This window comes from Bacillus sp. LR_5, from assembly GCF_042709275.1.
Map to the genome: position 1 here is coordinate 1 of NZ_JAVAXX010000008.1, position 21,656 is coordinate 21,656.

General features: G+C 45.9%; 14 protein-coding genes and 1 pseudogene. 7 read left to right on the forward strand and 8 right to left on the reverse strand.

The genetic code is table 11. From position 1 onward, the window contains the following. From ntdC to ntdA, 3 genes and pseudogenes are all read right to left on the reverse strand, one after another. Positions 1-390, reverse strand: a pseudogene (gene ntdC / locus RAC86_RS03200) (glucose-6-phosphate 3-dehydrogenase NdtC); the annotation flags it as partial. A 13-nt stretch (positions 391-403) separates the two neighbouring features. After that, entirely contained in the window at positions 404-1,252 is an 849-nt protein-coding gene (gene ntdB / locus RAC86_RS03205) for a kanosamine-6-phosphate phosphatase (RefSeq protein WP_241495694.1), read from the reverse strand. Further along, positions 1,224-2,549, reverse strand: a complete 1,326-nt coding sequence (ntdA, locus tag RAC86_RS03210) for a 3-dehydro-glucose-6-phosphate--glutamate transaminase (protein ID WP_003233116.1) — start codon at positions 2,547-2,549, stop codon at positions 1,224-1,226. The genes ntdB and ntdA overlap by 29 nt, the downstream gene beginning before the upstream one ends. 103 nt (positions 2,550-2,652) lie before the next feature. Between ntdA and ntdR the strand changes: the two genes are divergently transcribed. Beyond that, the gene (gene ntdR / locus RAC86_RS03215; RefSeq protein ID WP_144530859.1) at positions 2,653-3,642 is read left to right on the forward strand and encodes an NTD biosynthesis operon transcriptional regulator NtdR; all 990 of its coding nucleotides are present in this window, start codon (positions 2,653-2,655) and stop codon (positions 3,640-3,642) included. Positions 3,643-3,855: 213 nt separating this feature from the next. On the opposite strand, the gene RAC86_RS03220 is transcribed toward ntdR, so the two are convergent. Continuing rightward, the gene (locus RAC86_RS03220) at positions 3,856-5,010 is read right to left on the reverse strand and encodes an AbrB family transcriptional regulator (RefSeq protein WP_015383286.1); all 1,155 of its coding nucleotides are present in this window, start codon (positions 5,008-5,010) and stop codon (positions 3,856-3,858) included. Between the two features lie 106 nt (positions 5,011-5,116). Beyond that, on the reverse strand, positions 5,117-6,322 hold the full coding sequence (locus tag RAC86_RS03225; protein WP_377885376.1) for an MDR family MFS transporter: 1,206 nt from the start codon (positions 6,320-6,322) through the stop codon (positions 5,117-5,119). A gap of 113 nt (positions 6,323-6,435) precedes the next feature. Here RAC86_RS03225 and RAC86_RS03230 point away from each other — a divergent pair, with 113 nt between their 5' ends. Beyond that, complete coding sequence (locus tag RAC86_RS03230) at positions 6,436-8,163, forward strand: SgrR family transcriptional regulator (RefSeq protein ID WP_241495696.1); 1,728 nt, start codon at positions 6,436-6,438, stop codon at positions 8,161-8,163. Positions 8,164-8,192: 29 nt separating this feature from the next. On the opposite strand, the gene RAC86_RS03235 is transcribed toward RAC86_RS03230, so the two are convergent. After that, on the reverse strand, positions 8,193-8,519 hold the full coding sequence (locus tag RAC86_RS03235; RefSeq protein WP_241495697.1) for a four-helix bundle copper-binding protein: 327 nt from the start codon (positions 8,517-8,519) through the stop codon (positions 8,193-8,195). 117 nt (positions 8,520-8,636) lie between these two features. Then, the gene (locus RAC86_RS03240; protein ID WP_003245806.1) at positions 8,637-9,074 is read right to left on the reverse strand and encodes a ferritin family protein; all 438 of its coding nucleotides are present in this window, start codon (positions 9,072-9,074) and stop codon (positions 8,637-8,639) included. A 183-nt stretch (positions 9,075-9,257) separates the two neighbouring features. Between RAC86_RS03240 and addB the strand changes: the two genes are divergently transcribed. The 5 genes from addB (at position 9,258) to hlpB (ending at position 21,395) form a co-directional block, all read left to right on the forward strand. Further along, complete coding sequence (addB, locus tag RAC86_RS03245; RefSeq protein ID WP_326147446.1) at positions 9,258-12,758, forward strand: helicase-exonuclease AddAB subunit AddB; 3,501 nt, start codon at positions 9,258-9,260, stop codon at positions 12,756-12,758. After that, the gene (addA, locus tag RAC86_RS03250) at positions 12,745-16,443 is read left to right on the forward strand and encodes a helicase-exonuclease AddAB subunit AddA (RefSeq protein WP_377885377.1); all 3,699 of its coding nucleotides are present in this window, start codon (positions 12,745-12,747) and stop codon (positions 16,441-16,443) included. The genes addB and addA overlap by 14 nt, the downstream gene beginning before the upstream one ends. Positions 16,444-16,514: 71 nt before the next feature. Beyond that, positions 16,515-17,690, forward strand: coding sequence for an exonuclease subunit SbcD (gene sbcD / locus RAC86_RS03255; RefSeq protein WP_033883628.1), 1,176 nt, complete (start codon positions 16,515-16,517; stop codon positions 17,688-17,690). Then, positions 17,687-21,079: an exonuclease subunit SbcC gene (sbcC, locus tag RAC86_RS03260; protein ID WP_377885378.1), complete on the forward strand. Its 3,393-nt coding sequence runs from the start codon at positions 17,687-17,689 to the stop codon at positions 21,077-21,079. The genes sbcD and sbcC overlap by 4 nt, the downstream gene beginning before the upstream one ends. 13 nt (positions 21,080-21,092) lie before the next feature. Beyond that, complete coding sequence (hlpB, locus tag RAC86_RS03265; protein ID WP_213414398.1) at positions 21,093-21,395, forward strand: HNH nuclease-like protein HlpB; 303 nt, start codon at positions 21,093-21,095, stop codon at positions 21,393-21,395. Between the two features lie 36 nt (positions 21,396-21,431). On the opposite strand, the gene RAC86_RS03270 is transcribed toward hlpB, so the two are convergent. Beyond that, positions 21,432-21,650 (reverse strand): spore germination protein, encoded by a 219-nt coding sequence (locus RAC86_RS03270; RefSeq protein ID WP_003233096.1) that lies wholly within the window; start codon positions 21,648-21,650, stop codon positions 21,432-21,434. Positions 21,651-21,656 lie beyond the last annotated feature (6 nt).

Here is a 21,656-nt window from a genome sequence, read left to right on the forward strand (position 1 = left end):
TTTTAAGATATTTACGTAAGATAAATATCGATAATTAAATCCCATACTGGCTCTTACGCTCAACCTTTCAGCGGTATCTTTCATTATGCTTGCTTCTTCAAGAGAAATAGCCATAGGCTTTTCACACAATACATGCTTATGTTTTCCTAATGCTTGCAAAGCATGTTCTTTATGGCAAAAGTTTGGTGATGCTACAATTAAACCTTCTGAGGCATCAATTAGTTCATCTGCGTTTTCAAATGACTTCCCGCCGAAAGTTTTCACAAAGCTTTCCGCATTTTGTTGATTTATGTCATATACCCCTACTAACTCTGCATTTTTTATTGTAGATAAAGCAGTTGCATGCGCTCTTGCAATACCACCTGCACCTATGATGCCAATCTTCTTCATTTTAATTTCCTCCTCATGATCCAATTAATTTTTTTAAGGTATTAGTAATTCCTTTTGAGTACTCACTATCAGTTATAAGGTGGTGCAAGTTTTTGGCTTCCTGTGTTGCATTTTTTAGCAGATATCCATTCCCTACTGTCTGTAACATACGAACATCATTTCCACTATCCCCAAATGCGATAGCTCTTTCGGTATTTAGGTTGTATTTCTCTAACATAAACGTTACAATTTCATTCTTTCCTGTCCCTATGGGGATAAAATCTACATCATAGCTGTCTTCTGGATCGCCTGCTAAGGGATTACACCGATTTATATTTACTGAAACGCCATATTCCTCGCAGATTTTTTCAATTGCTAATAGGTTTTTCTTGTCGTTTATTTCATCTTGTTCCTGATAGTAGAAGTTATGCTTATACCGTGACTTTCCTAATTGAGTTTGAGGATTCAAAAGAATGTTATGATTTTCATGTAGCTGTTTCACAAGTTTTTCAACCTTTTCTTTACTAAACCCTTCATTAATGCGACTGTTCCACTTGTTATCTTGCTGACCGAAGTTATGCTCTGAAAAGTACGTAATTTCAGTTCCAAGATCACTAGCTATAAAATGCGGAAAATATCTAAATTTTCCTCTTCCCATTTTATCGAGAATAGATTCTATACTGCTCCCAGTAACCCATCCGATTATTAGCTTCCCATCTTTACTTTTTTGTTCTAGATAGTCTTCGAGTTCATAGATGTCTTGTTGCTTTTGTTCGTCGATTGTATGCGGAAAATACGTTTCATCAAAATCACAAAAAACAATATACTGAGGATGTTCAACCGTGGATAACGTTTTATACTCCGATTTCTTGCTTAATAACATGAAACAGTCCCTCCATTACTCTGTCTTGTTCTTCTAAAGTAAATGACGGATATAAAGGCAAATGCAGTACCTGACTATGAGCCTTTTCCGTATGAACCAATTGGAGTCCTGCATACTTGTCCTGTACTAAAGGAGTTTTTTGCATATGAGACAGTATTGGATAATATACATCTGTTTGAACACCAAAATCTTCATTTAATTTAGTCATGATATCTGCCCGATCTTCTGTTCTTACCTTAATAGGAAACAGATGCCATACATGATCTTCACTTAATTCTGGTAATTCAATATAGCCTTTATTCTGCAACTCTGCTAATTGGGTAATGTATCTATCCGCCAAGAACAATCTTTTGAAGTTGTTTAATGAAAGGTACTTCATTCTCTCTAAACCAATTGCTGCCTGTAAATTGTCCATTTTTGAATTAAATCCAAAATTGATGACTTTCTTATTTTTTACATTTACTTCAAAACCGTGATAACTAAATTGAATGCATTTTTTAGCGAGTTCTTCATTATCAGTTGCTATTGCCCCAGCCTTGCCACATACACCAAAATTCTTATAGGGATTAAAACTTAATGTAGTGATGTCTGCATACTTTCCTAAGTCTGTCAGTCCAATTCCTTGGCAGGCATCTTCAATTACTTTCAATTTATAACGATTTGCGATTTGACGAATATGCTGCATGTCTGAATGTTTTCCGTATAAATGCACAGGTAGAATAAACTTTGTATAAGGAGTTATTGCTTCTTCAATTTTGTCAGGATCGATGCAGAATGTTTGTGGGTTAATATCTACATAGATAGGAACGCCTCCCAAAGCTAACACAGCATTTTCAGTAGCTGAAAAGCTATTAGCCGGCATGATAACTTCATCCCCTGGGTTTAATCCTAAAGCCAATAAACCTATCATAATAGCATCGGTTCCACTGCTGGTTGCAATTACATACCTTTTATGTAAATATGTAGATAAAACTTTTTCGAATTGCTCTAAATAGGAACCACTCGTAAATTTTCCAGTTGGCAAAACTTCAGTTAATGTATTTAAGATATCTTCCACTTCATCATTGGTTATTAATCTGTCTACAGGCAAAAAAGGGACTTTACTGATTTCACGATTTTTTTGATAGTTGAAAAGATCATGTTCAATATCTATCTTTTCTTTTAATACTTGTTTCCACCGCTCGTTTACAATACTGTCTTCAATAACAAGTTCTTTTCCTTGTACGTCACCTTTTAAGTGTTTTAATAGTGACATGTTTTCTTTGCTTTTACCTGAAATCTTAACCTGTTTTTGCATGAACAGTACCTCCAATGATTTTATAATCTAAAAATTTATTACAAATTTATCCTAGTTTCTGAAATCGGTAACATGTCAACAACTTTTTTAAGGAAGGGAAAATATGCCTACAATTGATGAAATAGCAAAATTATGCAATGTGTCTAAAACCACAGTGTCAAGAGTATTGAATAATCATCCGTATGTGTCGAAAGAAAAAAGAGATATGATCTTAAAGGCAATTAACGAACTTGACTACACTCCCAATTATTTAGCTCGGAATTTTAGGAGAAATAAGACACAAACGATAGCTTTATCGGTTCCGAGTATCGACCATCCATTTTTTGCTCAATTAATAAAAGGGGTCTCTCATGAAGCACTGTTTAAGAATTACAAGGTAATTGTATTTCAGACCTTTTATGACAAACAGACGGAGCTAGAATTATTAGAGTTATTGAAACATAAAGAAGTGGATGGCATTATTCTTGGGACTTTAGAAAATGAATGGGATCAGATATCCCCTTTCTTAAAGTATGGTCCTATCTTATTATGTAATGAATATCATCACTCAGCGGACATCACGATAATTGGGTATGATGAATTTGAAGCCGCATACATGGGGGTAGTACATTTAATTGAAAGAGGGCATGATAAAATTGGGTTTTGTTTTGATACTCCATATAGCGAAGCTCAATGTCAGAGGAAAGAGGGTTACTTAAAAGCTTTACAAGATTACAATTTACATCATAGAAGCGAATGGATATTCGGCGAAATGTTTAATATCGAGGATGGCTTTCGTGTTTTTCATAAGATAAAGGATCTAAAGGACAGACCCTCAGCAATATTTACAGGAAATGATCAAGTCGCCGCAGGGATTATTAAACAGGCGATGAAAAATGGCTTTAAAGTTCCAGAAGACTTAGCTGTAATTGGTTTTGACAACCAATTGATCTGCCAAGTCGTTACTCCGACCATAACAACAATTGATATCCCCGTAATAGAATTAGGCCAACAGGCTGTGTTGAAAATCATCGAGTCCATTTCGGGTAATGCCTCTTTAAACAGAAGAATTATTAAACTGCCAACAAAGCTTATTATAAGAGAATCAACGTAACGATAGATTTCCCTTTAACATTCTATATCTTTATATAAGAAAAAGAGGTTATTCATTTTAACCTCTTTTTCAATCGTAAGTCGTCAATTATTTCTTTCATTTCACCCTCTGGCAGCACTCACTTCAAATCTGATCCATTAACAACGAAATATCCGCTTATATTTCCCCATCTCGATGGTTTGCGAATTAAAAGTTCTTGAACCCTTTTTTCAACTAGGCATTACTGCCGCTGATTGAGCTCTTTTTGTCTTTTTTTTCACCATGAAGATGGTGAAGCAGGCGATAAAACGGCGGCAGCAGGGCAATAACCAGAATGACGCGAATGACCTGAACCGCAACGACAAAGGTGGAATCAGCATGTAAGGTAACTGACGTCGTCGCCATCTCTGCAATCCCGCCGGGCGCAAATGCCAGAACAGAAGTGATGAGCGAAATTCCTGTCAGCTCGGAAACGATCACGGCGCTCAAAAACATTGCTGCGATTAAACCGACGGACGAGACAAACCCGACGATGATAATACGGGTGACGCCGGCAAACATGCTTTTGTACATCTTAGAGCCGATCGTTGCCCCGAGAAATACTTGTGATACATGGTTAGCTTGTGACGGCCACCATGCCGTCATGTCGTGCCCTGTCACCGCAGCTCCGCCAACATGTACAATTGCTACACCGAGCATGCTGCCGAGCAGCCATGGAGCTGGAAATTTTAAAAATTTCGCAGCTTTGCAAGCTCCCCAGGCAGCGAGAATAAGAATGACGGTCCACAAAACGGGAGCGAGCCTAAAATCTGTCGTTGCAGAAGAAATCGTCTCTGCTGCGGCACTTGCGGTACGATCTTGTTTTGTATAGATCAGAATGACTAAAAACGGAATGGAAAGCACCACGAGCAGCACACGCATCATTTGAACGAGGCTGACTATAGCGGTATTGGCGCCTACTTCCTGTGCGATGCTCGGCATGGCGGAAAGTCCGCCGGGAGCGGTGCCGACAAAGCTAGTCATCATATCCGTTTTGCTGAAACGCCAAAGCACATATCCTGACAGCATGGCCAGCAGGATAGACAATATCAGCATAACGCCGACTGAAAACCAATGGTCTTTGAGAACAGAGAGAACGGATAAATTCAGCTTTTGGCCCAATTCGATGCCGAGGATCATCTGCCCGAGGGCGAGCCATCGTCGGTTAATTCCTTTTTGGTCTGGTGCCATCATCAGCCATGCCGGCCGTATCATGGCGAGGCAGCAGGCGACAATCAGTGTTCCGATCATCCACCCAATTGATATTCCGGTTAATGAAAGAATAAACCCCCCGGCTGCACTGATTGCGATAAACCATAGATCTTTGAGGAGATTTTCGTCTTTCTTCAATGTAAAACCCTTCTTCCTTTTTCACGTAACACTCCAATTGTTCACGTAGTGAATGTATTTATTACTATAGTATATTTTTGTTGATAAAGAAATTATGAATTATTTTCTATAAGCGATTCACTTTTCTTATGACCTTGTGTTCGAGCTTTTCTATTGTGTAAGTCAGAGATAAACCCGCTGTCAGCAGACACACGGCAAGAGCGTAAAAAATCACTTCTCCGCCAAATGATGTCAGGATTAGCCCGCCTGCCAGCGGTCCGATTGAGCGGGATATATCCCAATGCAGACCATAGACAGCATAAAACCGGCCCAGCAAATGAGGCGGCGCCAATTTTGATATGAAGGTCTGGATGTGGATTAGCCCGATGCTTTCGCCAACCGTCATCACCGCTGCCGTCACTAAAAGCATTGTCAGGGAGGTTGAGCATGCAAAACCGGCAGCCGCAAGGGTGTAGCAAATATAAGTAATGAAGAGGATCGTTTTCATTGAAAGCTTTTCGGTCCCTTTGACAAGAGGTACTTGGAGAACACAGCTGAATAAAGCTTTTGCTGCTGAATAGATGGTCAGCATGGACAGATAATCAGAAAACATGTTTTTGCTGAACAGTCTGTATGTTGTTTCTGTTTGTGCATATAACATGCTGATGGGGAGAGAGAGCAGCAAAAGAAGCAGGACAGGCCTGTATATCGTAAAGCTCGCGGACATTTTCGGGGTAACAGCTGGGTGTAGCGGCTTTGTCTCAGGCAGTTTCAGTGCAGCGATCAGAAAGTAGATAAACAATGCTGCAGCATCTAATGCGAATATCCACACGGGGTTATGATTGTACAGCAGCATCCCCACTAGCGGTCCTGCCGTCAGACCCGTCGAATAGATCGCATTGATGACCGCAAACACTTCCGAACGTCTGCTTTCCGGCGTGCTTTCAGCGATTTGGGCGCGGGAAGCGGGAATGTACAACGACCTTCCGATGCCATTCATGACATAGAGAATAGCGAAAACATACGCATGCTCAGCAAATACAAACCCTGTCATTGCCGCTGATTGAAGAAGCAATGCGGTCAAAATCGCTGTGCGCCGCCCAAGCCGGTCCGTCACCCGTCCTGCAGCGAGCGTCAGGAAAATATCAGCAAATGGCTGAAGGCTGATGATCATCATTGGCATCATGATACTGCCGTTTAATTGTTCATGCAGATACAGCACCATAAAAGGTCCCATCATTGCACCTGTCAGGCTTGTCAGCAATTCGCCGAAAAAGCGGAGCCGAACGGGAGCGGTATATCTCGATTTTATAGAGTGAAAACTGGTCAACATGTGATCGCCGCCTTTCGCTGTTTGATATAGTAGTAGTGTATAGAAGGGGCGGCGGCCCAAAAAGTGAAGAAAAGAAGAGATAAAAGTTCCCCTTTTGTCGGGAGGTGCGGGGATTGAAGCTGATAGAGCACTACGTGGCGCTTGTAAAAACAGGCTGCGCCGAGTATGGGCAAATGAACGAAATGACGCTCACTGAGATTGCCGACTGTTTATTTTGTACAGAAAGAAATGCAAAGCTCATTTTACATAAGCTGGAGAACAGCAATTGGATTATCCGGGAAAGCGGGGCGGGGCGCGGCCGTAAATCTAAAATCGCGTTTCTTCGGAGGCCTGAGGAATTGCTTCTTCAAACTGCCAAGGAATATACCATGTCAGGAAAGCTTAAAAAGGCAAAGGAGCTGCTTCAGCAGTATCAGTCCGCATTTCCGGGGCTTCAAAACGAATATAACATGTGGCTTTCAGAGGTGTTCGGATTTGTGACGGAGACGGGCGAGAATGGGACGAAGGATGTTCTGCGGCTGTTCATCGCGCCTGAATCTGTCAGCAGTTTGGATCCATGCCAAATATTTTTGCGGTCTGAGGGCCATTTCGTCAAACAGATATTTGATACACTCTTGACGTTTGATTCGGATATACAGGAGCCGAAGCCTCATTTGGTTCATGGATGGGAAGAGGTCGGAAAAAAACAATGGAGATTTTTTCTTCGAAAAGGTGTGTCATTTCATAATGGACAGCCGCTGACATCGCGGGACGTTGCGTTTACGTTTCAGCGCTTTTTGGAACTGGGTGACAACCCGTATAAATGGCTTCTGCACGGAGTGAAACAAGTCTTAGAAAAGGGCCCTTATTGTGTGGCGCTCATACTCGATAGGCCGAATGCGCTTTTGCCGTATGCTCTTTGTGATGAACGGCTGTCCATACTGCCGGCAGAACAGGGCGGCGGGAAAAATGGAACAGGGCCTTTTCAGGTGAATCAGCAACACAGCGGGATGCTTGTGCTTGAAGCCAATGAGCGTTACTTCAAGGGACGCCCCTATTTGGATCGCGTTGAGTTTGTTTTTTCTGAGCAAGCCGGAGAGATGAACGGTTTTACCATTCAAGAAAAACAAACAAGTCCTGAGCAGCAAACTGTTTTTGATGAGCGGCATGTTCAGTATTTGTCGCTTAATCTAAAAAAGAAGGGGCCTCTGCAGCACCGAAGCTTTAGAAAAGCGCTCCGGCTGCTGATTTCCTCTGAACGGCTCGTTCGTGAAGCGGGAGGGCACCGAAGAATCCCGGTTACGTCCTTTTTGCATCCGAGTTCTTTTGAGTGGGAGGGCGTTTTACCATCTGAATTGTTGAAGAAAAGCAGATACGAGGGCGAAACAATCGTGCTTTATACCTTTTCGGAAACGGATCATCGTGAGGACGCCGAATGGATTCAAAATATTTGCGCCCAGCACGGTATCAGGCTTACACTTCAATTCTGTGATGCTGCTGATCTGCGACGGCCGGAAATCGTGCAGATGGCGGATATCATTCATGACAGTGCGACGTTTTATCAAGACAGCGAGTTTGGTTTTCTGCATTTGCTGCTGTCGGAGAACAGTTTCTTGTATCAGCATCTATCTGAAAAGCTGACACAGATTTGCTCAGGAATGACAGAGCAGATGTTTTCCATGCCTGACCGTTGTTCGAGAATCAACATCTTACGTGACATTGACCGGCAGATGATACAGGAGCTGAATGCGATCCCGCTGTATCAAAATGTGCTCCAGGTGACATCAAGTAAAAATGTAAAAGGCCTGGTGCTTGATGAAGAGGGATGGATTGATTTGTACTCCGTATGGCTGTCCAAATAAAAAGAGGGTTCTTTTTTGAACCCTCTTTTTTACGCTGCCATGCTGCGGCATTGTTCAGCACAGGTGAAGCAGGCTTTCGCACATGCTTGGCAATGATCATGATCGTGCTTTCCGCATTCAGTGCCGCATGCTTCACAAATATCGGCGCAAAGTGCACAAATTTCTTTCATAAACGGGCTGTCCGTTTGCATGGCTTTGACCGCCAGCGCGCAAATATCCGCGCATTCCCTGTCAAGCCGGATGCATCTGCTGAGATGATGCTGTACGCTTTCTTGCAAGCATTTAGTGAAACAATGATTGCAAGCCTTCATACAATCGATGCAAGCCTCAATACAAGCTTCAGAATATTGCTCCATGGTTGATTCCCCCTGTATGACAGTATATGGTTTTATGTTTCCCGGCTGCATTTGAAAAAAACAGGGGAGTGTTTTTTTAGCTAAGGGGATATGTACATATACCCTGAACGGGTATATCTAACGTTCCATCAGATAGTATAGGAACCAGACAGCGTGATTTTGTTCATCACGTGCTGCGCGCGTAAAGACGCCTTTCGCTTTTAAGTTTGACGTTTCCTCGGCCGCACGCAAGTAAAAGTCGACGGTTTCTTGTTCATCTTTAAAAGCGGCATCCAGTCCTCTTGTGAAATTGTCCGGGCATTCTTCCGTTTGTTTCGGCATGATGTGTTTGCCGGTAATTGAACCATACAGTGTGGAAAATTCACGGAGGTGGCGAATCTCGTCACGCCTGATTTCTTCAATCTGTTTTCTGACCTCATCGCTGTGGGCGAGTTCGGCAAGCTTGCGGTAACATTGAATAGCACTGAATTCTCCGTTGATGGCCTTCTGCAAATTCCGAATCAAAACAGGATCTTCCCGGTATGGCACCGGATAGGGATAGTAGCTGTAATGCAAGGGGATTCAACTCCATTCTTAGGAATTGGGCTTCTGTAAAAGTATATGTTGGGCAGGGAGAGATGTGCGGAGATAATCAGCTTTTTATATGTGAAAAGGCCGTTTTTACCAATAGATCAGATTGGTCATTTTCGTCAACATTCGATAAAATATATAGAGATAAAAAGAGAGGGGTCTTCTAATTTGGGAGCAGAGTTTTTAGTAGGCAGGTCCGGGAGTGGAAAAACGAAGCTGATCATCGACAGCATTCAGGATGAATTGCGCCGGGCTCCATTCGGGAAGCCGATCATTTTTCTAGTCCCGGATCAAATGACGTTTTTAATGGAATACGAGCTTGCTAAAACGCCAGATATGGGCGGGATGATACGCGCTCAAGTGTTCAGTTTTTCACGATTGGCCTGGCGCATCCTCCAGCATACGGGAGGAATGAGCAGGCCGTTTCTGACGAGCACCGGCGTACAAATGCTCCTGCGGAAGCTCATTGAGGAGCATAAACAGGAGTTCAAAGTCTATCAAAAAGCGAGTGACAAAAGCGGGTTTACCGCACAGGTTGAGCGGATGCTGACAGAGTTTAAGCGCTATTGTCTGGAACCGGAGGATATCCGCCGGATGGCGGAAAGCGGAACGGCTTCCGAGTATCGCGGAGAACGTGTTTTATCTGAAAAGCTCCATGACTTATCAATTCTGTATCAGCAAATGGAAAAAAGCCTCGCAGATCAATATCTTCACTCTGAGGATTATTTGACATTGCTGGCAGAGCATATCCCGCTTGCGGAAGATATAAAAGGCGCCCATATCTATGTGGATGGCTTTTATCAGTTTACCCCGCAGGAATTCAGGGTGTTGGAGCAGCTTATGGTTCATGCGGAGCATATCACGTTTTCGCTCACAGCGGACAAGCCGTCATATGAGCGGGAGCCGCATGAACTGGAATTGTTCAGAATGACGGGGAAAACCTATTACCGCCTGCATCAGAAGGCGAAGGAACTGAATTTGGACATTACGTATAAAGAGCTGAGCGGGACTGAGCGGCATACAAAGACGCCGGAATTGGCGCATCTAGAGGCACAGTATGAAGCGCGTCCGGCCATTCCATACGCAGAAAAACAAGAAGCCCTTACTGTGATGCAGGCCGCAAACAGACGAGCTGAGCTGGAAGGCATTGCTCGGGAAATTCACGCCCTAGTCAGAGAGAAGGGATATCGCTATAAGGATGTAGCCATTCTTGCGCGCCAGCCGGAAGACTACAAGGATATGGTGAAGGAAGTTTTCGCAGATTACGAGATTCCTTATTTCATTGACGGAAAAGCATCTATGCTGAACCATCCGTTAATTGAATTTATCCGGTCGAGCCTTGATGTTCTGAAAGGGAATTGGCGTTATGAAGCGGTGTTTCGCTGCGTGAAAACCGAACTGCTATTCCCGCTCAATGAACCGAAGGCCAAAGTGAGAGAACAGGTCGATCAGCTCGAAAATTACTGTATCGCCTATGGTATTAAAGGCGACCGCTGGACAAAGGGCGATCGGTTCCAATACAGGCGTTTTGTGTCATTGGATGATGATTTTGCGCAGACTGATCAGGAAATCGAAATGGAAAACATGTTGAATGACACCCGCGATTGGATTGTTCCGCCGCTTTTTCAGCTTCAAAAACGCATGAAAAAAGCGAAGACGGTTCAAGAGAAGGCGGAGGCGCTCTATCGTTATTTAGAAGAGACGGATGTGCCGCTGAAGCTGGATCAGGAAAGGCAGCGTGCTGAGGATGACGGCAGAATCATTGAAGCGCAGCAGCATCAGCAGGCGTGGGACGCAGTCATTCAGCTGCTTGAGGAGTTTGTTGAAATGATGGGAGATGATGAGATTTCTCTTGATTTGTTTCAGCAAATGATAGAAGCCGGCGCGGAGTCGCTTGCATTTTCTCTAATTCCGCCTGCGCTTGACCAGGTGTTTGTCGGCAATATGGATTTGTCCAGAATGTATGGCACCTCCTGCACCTTTGTGCTCGGGGCAAACGACGGCGTTCTGCCGGCACGCCCTGATGAAAACGGGGTCCTGTCGGATGATGACCGGGAATGGCTGAAAACGATTGGGGTTGAGCTATCCTCAGGCGGACGGGAGCGTTTGCTTGATGAGCACTTCCTCATCTACATGGCGTTTTCAAGTCCGTCTGACCGGCTTTACGTATCGTATCCGATTGCTGATGCGGAAGGAAAAACGCTTTTGCCGTCGATGATCGTTAAGCGGCTGGAAGAACTGTTTCCGCATCATAAGGAGCGCCTGTTAACAAATGAACCTGAACAGGTCAGCGATGAGGAACAGCTGATGTATGTCGTGAATAAAAGCGTGGCACAGTCCTTTACCGCGAGCCAGCTCAGGTTATGGACCCGGGAATACGACATCAGCGACGTCTGGTGGAGCACGTACAATGTGCTGATGAGTGAGCCGGACAGGCTGCAATCGAAAAAGCTGTTCTCAAGCCTGTTTTTCCGGAATGAAGTGAAGCAGCTTGAACGCAGCGTGTCGAGACAGCTCTATGGTGAACGCATTCAGGGCAGTGTATCGAGAATGGAAACCTTTAACGCATGCCCGTTTTCCCATTTTGCGTCACATGGGCTGCATTTGAAGGAACGGCAATTCTTCAAGCTTGAAGCACCGGATATCGGCCAGCTGTTTCATTCCAGCTTAAAGCTGATTTCTGACAGGCTGCGTGAGCAAAAGCTGGATTGGCGCGATTTAACGAAGGAGCAGTGCGAGCTGTTTTCCTATGATGCGGTAGAGCGGCTGGCACCGAAACTGCAAAAGGAAATTCTGCTCAGCTCAAACCGGCATTATTATGTGAAGGAAAAACTGCAAAAAATTGTGACACGTGTGTCCGGCATTTTAAGCGAGCATGCGAAAGCGAGCGGATTCGTACCGATCGGGCTTGAACTGGGCTTTGGAGGAAAAGGGCCGCTTCCGCCGCTGACCTTTCAACTGAAAAACGGCTGTACGATGGAACTCGTCGGGCGAATTGACCGTGTTGATAAGGCTGAAAGCTCAAAAGGCCTGCTCCTCAGGATTGTCGATTATAAATCAAGCGACAAAGGCCTTGACTTAGCGGAAGTATATTACGGATTGGCACTGCAAATGCTGACGTACCTTGATTTATCGATTACACATTCAGCTGACTGGCTCGGGATGAGGGCGACGCCTGCCGGAGTGCTGTATTTCCATATTCATGACCCGATGATTCAATCTAATCTCCCGCTTGGGCTTGACGAGATTGAACAGGAGATCTTTAAGAAATTTAAAATGAAGGGCTTGCTCCTCGGTGATCAGGAAGTGGTTCGCCTCATGGATACAACCCTTCAAGAGGGACGTTCAAATATCATAAACGCCGGCTTGAAAAAAGACGGCTCTCTCAGATCAGACTCAGCAGCAGTCGGTGAAAAGGAATTTGATCTTTTGACAAAGCATGTGCGCCGCACCTTCCAAGAAGCGGGCGAACAAATCACCGACGGGCGCGTATCCATTGAGCCGTACAAAATGAAGAACAAGACGCCGTGCACATACTGTGCGTTCAAATCAGTATGCCAATTTGATGAATCACTGGAAGAAAACGAGTATCGCCCATTAAAGGCTGAAAAGGACAAGACAATACTTGAGTGGATAAAAAAGGAGGCGGATGGCAATGAACATTCCTAAACCGGCAGACAGCACATGGACAGATGACCAATGGAATGCCATTGTTTCAACCGGCCAGGATATTCTTGTGGCAGCGGCTGCGGGCTCTGGTAAAACCGCTGTGCTCGTTGAACGAATGATTCGGAAAATCACCGCGGAGGAAAACCCAATAGATGTAGACCGTCTTCTCGTTGTGACATTTACAAACGCCTCAGCGGCAGAGATGAAGCACCGAATCGCAGAAGCCTTGGAAAAAGAGCTTGTACAGCGCCCCGGCTCGCTGCATATTAGACGCCAGCTGTCTCTTTTAAACCGGGCCAGCATTTCGACGCTCCATTCCTTTTGCCTGCAAGTGCTGAAGAAATATTACTACTTGATCGATCTTGATCCGGGCTTTCGGATAGCTGATCAGACGGAAGGCGAGCTGATCGGGGATGAAGTGCTTGACGAGCTGTTTGAAGACGAATATGCAAAGGGCGAAAAGGCGTTTTTTGAGCTTGTTGACCGCTATACGACAGACCGGCATGATCTGGATCTGCAATTTCTCGTTAAACAGGTGTACGAGTATTCCCGATCCCATCCCAACCCGGGGGCGTGGCTGGAAAGCTTTGTTCATTTGTATGATGTATCAGAAAAGAGCGCCATCGAGGAGCTGCCGTTTTATCAATATGTCAAAGAAGATATTGCAATGGTGCTTAACGGGGCGAAGGAAAAGCTCTTGCGCGCGCTTGAGCTGACGAAAGCGCCGGGCGGCCCGGCGCCGCGTGCTGACAATTTTCTTGATGATCTTGCGCAGATTGATGAACTGATTCAGCATCAGGGCGATTTCAGTGAACTATATAAGCGGGTGCCCGCGGTCTCTTTTAAGCGTGCCAAAGCAGTAAAAGGGGATGAGTTCGATCCAGCGCTCCTTGATGAGGCGACAGATTTGAGAAACGGTGCAAAAAAACTGCTTGAAAAGCTCAAAAACGACTACTTCACGCGAAGTCCTGAACAGCACTTGAAAAGCCTAGCCGAGATGAAGCCTGTCATTGAAACGCTCGTACAGCTTGTCATCAGCTATGGAAAACGATTCGAAGCTGCGAAACAGGAAAAATCAATCATTGATTTTTCTGATTTGGAGCATTACTGTTTAGCGATTTTGACAGCTGAGAATGACAAAGGTGAACGTGGGCCGAGCGAGGCTGCGAGGTTTTATCAGGAACAGTTTCATGAGGTGCTCGTTGACGAATATCAGGATACCAACCTCGTGCAGGAATCGATTCTGCAGCTCGTCACAAGCGGGCCGGAGGAGACTGGCAACCTGTTTATGGTAGGAGATGTCAAACAGTCGATTTATCGATTCAGGCTTGCGGAGCCGCTTCTTTTCCTCTCTAAATACAAACGGTTTACAGAGAGCGGAGAAGGCACGGGGCGGAAAATCGATTTAAATAAAAATTTCCGAAGCCGGGCTGATATTTTAGACAGCACAAACTTTTTATTTAAACAGCTGATGGGCGGCAAAATCGGTGAGGTCGATTATGACGAGCAGGCTGAGCTGAAGCTTGGTGCAGCGTATCCGGACAATGACGAGACGGAAACAGAGCTGCTGCTGATCGACAACGCAGAAGATACGGATGCAAGCGAGGAAGCAGAAGAGCTTGAAACCGTGCAGTTCGAGGCAAAAGCCATCGCTAAGGAAATTCGCAAGCTGATTTCATCGCCATTTAAGGTGTATGACGGAAAAACGAAAACACATCGCAATATTCAATACCGAGATATCGTGATTTTGCTCCGTTCGATGCCGTGGGCTCCGCAAATCATGGAGGAGCTGAGAGCACAGGGCATACCGGTTTACGCCAATTTAACGTCAGGCTATTTTGAAGCGGTCGAAGTCGCCGTCGCGCTTTCTGTGCTGAAGGTGATTGATAATCCGTATCAGGATATACCGCTTGCCTCTGTGCTGCGCTCACCGATTGTCGGAGCAGATGAAAACGAGCTGTCTTTGATCCGGCTTGAAAATAAAAAAGCGCCGTACTATGAGGCGATGAAAGACTACCTGGCTGCTGGTGACCGGAATGATGAGCTTTATCAAAAGCTAAATACGTTTTACGGACATCTGCAAAAGTGGCGCGCGTTTTCGAAAAACCACTCAGTATCTGAGCTGATTTGGGAAGTGTACCGCGACACCAAATATATGGATTATGTCGGCGGCATGCCGGGCGGAAAACAGCGCCAGGCCAATTTGCGTGTTCTTTATGACAGGGCGCGTCAATATGAATCAACGGCATTTCGCGGCTTGTTCCGTTTCCTGCGGTTTATCGAACGCATGCAGGAGCGGGGCGATGATCTTGGTACGGCGAGAGCGCTCAGCGAGCAGGAGGATGTTGTCCGCTTAATGACGATCCACAGCAGCAAAGGGCTCGAATTTCCAGTCGTGTTTGCAGCAGGTCTCGGCCGGAATTTCAACATGATGGATTTGAACAAATCGTACCTGCTGGATAAGGAGCTCGGATTTGGCACGAAGTATATTCATCCGCAATTACGCATCAGCTATCCGACACTTCCGCTCATTGCGATGAAGAAAAAAATGCGCAGGGAGCTGCTGTCAGAGGAATTGCGTGTTCTCTATGTTGCATTAACGAGAGCGAAGGAAAAGCTGTTTCTGATTGGCTCATGTAAGGATCATCAGAAACAGCTTGCAAAATGGCAGGCATCCGCGTCCCAAACTGATTGGCTTCTGCCGGAATTTGACCGCTATCAGGCGAAAACGTATCTAGATTTCATCGGGCCGGCTCTTGCCAGGCACAGAGACTTGGAGGATTTGGCTGGTGTGCCAGCACACGCTGACATCTCAGATCACCCGGCTCGTTTTGCCGTTCAAATGATCCATTCCTATGATTTGCTTGATGATGATCTGGAAGAAAGAATGGAAGAAAAAAGCGAGCGCCTAGAAGCGATCCGCCGAGGTGAATCAGTTCCCGGCTCGTTTGCGTTTGATGAAAAAGTCCGCGAGCAGCTGAGCTGGACATACCCGCATCACGAGGTGACGCAAATTCGGACAAAGCAATCGGTTTCTGAGATCAAAAGAAAAAGAGAGTACGAGGATGAATACAGCGGCAGGGCCCCTGTAAAACCGGCTGATGGAAGCATTCTGTACAGACGTCCCGCTTTTATGATGAAAAAAGGCCTGACAGCGGCAGAGAAAGGGACTGCCATGCATACGGTTATGCAGCATATCCCGCTGTCACATGTGCCGTCGATAGAAGAAGCTGAGCAGACGGTTCACAGGCTTTATGAAAAAGAGCTTCTCACTGAAGAACAAAAAGACGCAATTGATATAGAAGAAATCGTGCAATTTTTCCATACAGAAATCGGCGGACAGCTGATCGGCGCAAAGTGGAAGGACAGGGAAATACCATTCAGCTTAGCGCTTCCGGCCAAGGAGATCTATCCTGATGCACAGGAGGCAGATGAGCCGCTTTTAGTGCAGGGTATCATTGACTGTCTCTATGAAACTGAGGACGGATTATATCTATTGGATTATAAGTCGGACCGGATTGAGGGCAAATTCCAGCATGGATTTGAAGGAGCGGCCCCGATCTTGAAGAAACGATATGAAACGCAAATTCAGCTGTACACGAAGGCAGTGGAGCAAATTGCAAAAACAAAGGTAAAGGGATGTGCGCTTTATTTCTTTGACGGGGGGCACATTCTGACATTATAGCGAGATCCATAAGCTCCGGGATTTGTGGCGGAGCGGATCTCGTTTTCTATATAAAAGAGAGGTGAAAGCATTTGCGGATATTACATACAGCTGACTGGCATCTTGGAAAAACGCTTGAAGGAAGAAGCAGGCTGAGTGAGCAGGCCGATGTGCTGGATGAATTGAATACGATTGTAAAGGATGAGCAGATCGATGCCATTGTAATGGCGGGGGATGCATTTGACACCGTAAACCCGCCAGCTTTAGCCGAGCAGCTGTTTTATGAAAGCCTGTCTGCGCTTAGCGACAGAGGAAAGCGCCCGATCGTCGTCATTGCCGGAAACCACGATAATCCTGACCGTTTGTCCGCCGCTTCACCGCTGACACATGAAAACGGCATTCATTTAATCGGTTATCCGACAACAGAGCCGATTCATATTGAAGTGCCTTCAGCAGGAGAGCTTTTGGCGGTTGGAGCGCTGGCGTACCCATCTGAAGCGCGGTTAAATGAAGTGCTATCCGATACGTTTGATGAAAAGCTGCTCCGTGATCACTATGATGTGAAAATCAGGCAGGCGTTTGAGCATATGACAAGCCGGTTCCGGAACGATGCAGTGAAGATTGCCGCCAGCCATATTTATGTGGCAGGCGGAAACCAAACCGATTCAGAGCGGCCGATTGAAGTCGGCGGTGCATACACGGTGGCTGCTGAAAGCCTGCCGGCAGATGCCGCTTACGTGGCGCTTGGCCATTTGCATCGCCCGCAAACGATCAAGCGGGCGCGGACGCTTGCGCGTTATTCAGGATCTCCGCTCGCCTACAGCTTTTCTGAAGCGGGCTACGCAAAATCAGTGACGATTGTGGACGCAAAGCCTGGGGAAGAGGCCACTTGGCAAGAGGTGTTATTATCAAGCGGCAAGCCACTTGTGAAGTGGAAAGCGGCAAATGGATTGAGTGAGGTGTACAGCTGGCTGGATGAAGGCAGAGATCAGAATGCTTGGATTGACCTGGAAATCCGTGTCGCGGACCAGCTGTCACTTGAAGAGATTCACAGGCTGCGGAAGGCGCACCCGGGCTTTATCCATATCAGGCCGGTTTTTGAAGAACAGAACAAAGACCGGAAACGGATCGAGGTTAAACATGTCTCAATCGAGGACCGCTTTAAGAAATTTTATGAAAAACAAACTGGCGGTGCAGTGCCGGATGAAGAAACGGTGAAGCTGTTTTTAGAGCTTGCATCAGGCGTTGAAGAGGAGGATGCGAAATGAAGCCGATCGCCTTAAGCATTAAGGGGCTCCACAGCTTTAGAGAGGAGCAGACGATAGATTTTGAAGGCCTTTCCGGTGCCGGTGTTTTCGGCATTTTCGGCCCGACAGGAAGCGGTAAATCCTCTATTCTCGACGCAATGACGCTTGCTTTATACGGAAAGGTGGAAAGGGCGGCTAATAATACGCACGGTATCTTAAACCAGGCGGAAGATACGCTGTCTGTTTCCTTTACCTTTGCGCTTCAGACGAATCACCAAATCTCATACAAAGTCGAGCGTGTGTTTAAGAGAACGGATGAAATGAAGGTAAAAACGGCACTTTGCCGCTTCATCGAAATCAAGGACGAGCATACGGTGCTGGTCGATAAAGCCAGCGAAGTGAATAAAAGAGTTGAGGAGCTCTTAGGGCTGACGATCGACGATTTTACGAGAGCGGTGGTGCTGCCCCAAGGGAAATTTGCTGAATTTCTGTCTTTAAAAGGGGCAGAGCGCAGGCATATGCTTCAGCGTTTATTTAATTTGGAGCAATATGGAGACAGGCTTGTGAAAAAGCTGAGACGGCAGGCGCAGGAAGCCAATGCGAGAAAAAATGAAATGCTTGCTGAACAGTCCGGTCTCGGTGAGGCGAGCTCAGAGGCAGTGGAGCAGGCTGAAAAGGCTCTCGAACAAGCTGAAGCCCAGCTGGAAGCGATGAGGAAGAACCGTGATCAGGCGAAGGAGCGGTTTACAGAGCATCAGGAGATATGGAATGTCCAAAAGGAAAAATCCGCTTATGAAGAAGAGGAAAAACGTCTCGCAGAAGAACAGCCGCATATAGACAGCATGCAAAAACGCCTGCTGGAAGCAGAAACAGCAGCAGCTCTTAAGCCCTATGCGGACCGGTACGCAGAAGCGATCCAGCATGAGGAGCAAGCTGAAAAGGAACAAACGCTAGCCCAAAAGGATTTAGCAGACCGGACAGCTTTCTTTCAGCAAAAACATGAAGAGTATGAAGCGTGGCGCCAGCATAAAAGCGAGAAAGAGCCTGAGCTTTTAGCCAAACAGGAACAGCTTTCACGCTTGCAGGAAATCGAAATCAAACTGAGTGAGGCCAAGCAAGAGGAAGAGCGCAAAAAGGCTGACCTCCGGCAGAAAGAAGAGGCTCTTCAATCTGTCATGAATGAATTGGAGACCGTAACAGACCGCCTGACACGAGGGCAAAACAGACAGACAGAATTGAAACAGCAGCTCAAATCCCTGCAGGTGACATCCAATGAGCGAAAAAGCTGCCATCAGGCTGCAGAAATGGCATTGCGCATCAGACAAACCGAGGAGCAAATCAAAAAAGAGAAAAAACGAAGTGAAGAATTGAACCTCGTGCTGCAGAAGATGAATGAAGAGAAGAATACACTCGTTCAAAAGACGGAAGCGGAAGAAAACAACATCATTCAGGCATATGAGGCTGTACAAACTGTGTACCATTTGGTGTGCGAAACGGAACGCTCATTAACACATATGACGGAAGAGGCTAGAAAGAGTCAACACACGCTTCACTTACAGCGTGAAAAAGCAAGGGTGGCACTGCTGACAAAAGAGTTAGCCCAAAAGCTGACTGCCGGAAAGCCTTGCCCGGTATGCGGTTCAACCGATCATGATCCATCTGCCTCAGTACATGAAACGTATGAAGCCGACAGCCATCTTGAAGAGGACATCAAACGGACAGATGTGTTATTGACGGAAGCTGCAGCTCTCAGCCAGGAGATTCTTTCAGCCAAAATTACGCTTGAAGAACAGTCCGCGCGCTTTATTGAACAGTGTCCGTTTTTGCAGACAATTCAAACACAGAACCTTGAAGCGGCAGCTTCCTTCGAACATCAGCCGGTGTATGAAGCATTTGAAACTGCCAAATTCGAATGGAAACGAATCAAGCAGGACATTCTTTCTGTTAAGACACGAATGGCACAAATGATTGGCGCCTATCAGGAGTCTTTAAAAAAGGCCGAGCAGCTTAATGAAAAAATCGGTTTTGAAAAAAGAGAAGCTGACCGTATTGAAAGCATCATCAGCGAGCTTCAATCCTCAATGGACAGCAGTCTGAACATGTTTAAAGAAGCATTTCAGAATCAATCTGTGGACGAAGCAGAAAAATGGCAGCAAGCCATTGAAGAAAAGGACCGGGCTGCAGAAGAATGTGAAAAACGAATTGAGAAGAGTATCGCGTTTCTTGCTGAGCATGAAGCACAAAAGGAAAAACTGCGGGAATCTGGACACCGGCTTGAACGGGAAAAGCTGGAGCTTCACTATGCGGCTGAACGCATCAAGAGCGTGATAGCTGATTATGAGCACGAACTCGGAGATTATGCAAAAGGAGATTCGATTCAAATCAAACTCCGCTCTGTCCAGCAGGATCTAAAGCTGTTAAAGGAAAAAGAACAATCTTTATATGAAGAACTGCAAAGCGCCCAAATGAAGCTCAACCAAGCGAAAAGCCGCGCTTCTGCAAGCGAGCTCACTCTTCAAGAGGCGAAGGGCAGATTGGAAAAAGCAAAAGCTGCTTGGCTTGAGAATACAAAAAACACCTCCATTACCCGGACTGAGGAGGTTGAACAAAGTCTCATCCCAGCTGATGAACTTGAAAAGATGAAAACCGGCATAGACCAGTTTATGGATAAACTGAAGCAAAATGCTGCAAACTTAAAACGAGTAGCAGAGATACTTGCCGGCAGAGCATTATCAGAGAGCGAATGGAACGAAACCGTTGCAGCATTACAAGAAGCTGAGGACGCATTTGGCGCTGCTATAGAGGAAAAAGGCGCGGCAGCAAAAGCACTGGCTGTCATTCGCGACCATCATAAACGGTTTAATGAAATTGAAGCTGAACTGAAAAAATGGCAGACGCATATCGACAGGCTGGACAAGCTGCAAGCTGTGTTTAAAGGCAATACCTTCGTCGAATTTTTAGCTGAGGAGCAGCTTGAAAGCGTTGCGAGGGACGCCTCAGCAAGACTCAGTATGCTGACAAGACAGCGCTATGCTATCGAAGTAGATTCAGAAGGCGGCTTCGTGATGCGGGATGACGCGAATGGAGGCGTACGACGCCCGGTTTCCAGTTTGTCTGGAGGAGAGACCTTCCTCACCTCGCTTTCACTTGCTCTTGCGCTGTCTGCGCAGATTCAGCTTCGGGGGGAATACCCGCTGCAGTTCTTTTTCTTAGATGAAGGCTTCGGCACACTGGATCAAGATCTGCTTGATACGGTTGTAACGGCCTTGGAAAAACTTCAGTCAGACAATCTGGCTGTCGGTGTCATCAGCCATGTGCAGGAACTGCGTGCACGGCTTCCGAAAAAGCTGATCGTCCATCCGGCTGAACCGAGCGGCCGCGGTACGCGGGTATCACTTGAGTTGATGTAAGGGAGGAGCGGATATGGCAAAGCAGACTGCCGGAATATGTGAGCTGTGCGGCCGGAGCAATGTCCAGCTGACAGAGCATCATCTCACACCGAAAGAGGAAGGCGGAACGTTTTTGCCGACAGCGATGCTCTGTATTCCTTGCCATAAACAGATTCATGCCTTATATACCAATCAAGAGCTCGCCGTACGTTTAAACGGAATGGCTGGACTCAGAAGCGATCCAGAGCTTGCCCGGTTTGTCAAATGGATCAGAAAACAGCCGCCTGAGAAGCTGATCAAAACAAAGAAATCAAATGAACGAAAAAAGAAAAAATGACTAAAAAGCAGCCCTCTCTTTGCAGAGCGGCTGCTTTTATCCGTTTCCAACCATATCCTGATCGTTGACATCGGGGTCTATATAATTTGTCGCGTTGACTGCATTATTTAATAGAAGGAAATCTCCCGTGTTTCCTGCTCCCGAACCGAGCGCAGATTTTGAAGAGCTTTTCGGAGAAAGGTAAAAGGAATCACCAAAGTTTACGACTCCGCCCGATATGGAATTGATAGCTATAGGCCCGACAATTGCTGGCATAAACGA

Excerpts from the sequence above, each read along its gene's own strand:
- ntdB (WP_241495694.1), bottom strand. The coding sequence starts at position 1,252 with ATGTTATTAAGCAAGAAATCGGAGTATAAAACGTTATCCACGGTTGAA.
- ntdA (WP_003233116.1), bottom strand. The coding sequence starts at position 2,549 with ATGCAAAAACAGGTTAAGATTTCAGGTAAAAGCAAAGAAAACATGTCA.
- ntdR (WP_144530859.1), top strand. The coding sequence starts at position 2,653 with ATGCCTACAATTGATGAAATAGCAAAATTATGCAATGTGTCTAAAACC.
- RAC86_RS03225 (WP_377885376.1), bottom strand. The coding sequence starts at position 6,322 with ATGTTGACCAGTTTTCACTCTATAAAATCGAGATATACCGCTCCCGTT.
- RAC86_RS03235 (WP_241495697.1), bottom strand. The coding sequence starts at position 8,519 with ATGGAGCAATATTCTGAAGCTTGTATTGAGGCTTGCATCGATTGTATG.
- addA (WP_377885377.1), top strand. The coding sequence starts at position 12,745 with ATGAACATTCCTAAACCGGCAGACAGCACATGGACAGATGACCAATGG.
- sbcC (WP_377885378.1), top strand. The coding sequence starts at position 17,687 with ATGAAGCCGATCGCCTTAAGCATTAAGGGGCTCCACAGCTTTAGAGAG.
- hlpB (WP_213414398.1), top strand. The coding sequence starts at position 21,093 with ATGGCAAAGCAGACTGCCGGAATATGTGAGCTGTGCGGCCGGAGCAAT.
- RAC86_RS03270 (WP_003233096.1), bottom strand. The coding sequence starts at position 21,650 with ATGCCAGCAATTGTCGGGCCTATAGCTATCAATTCCATATCGGGCGGA.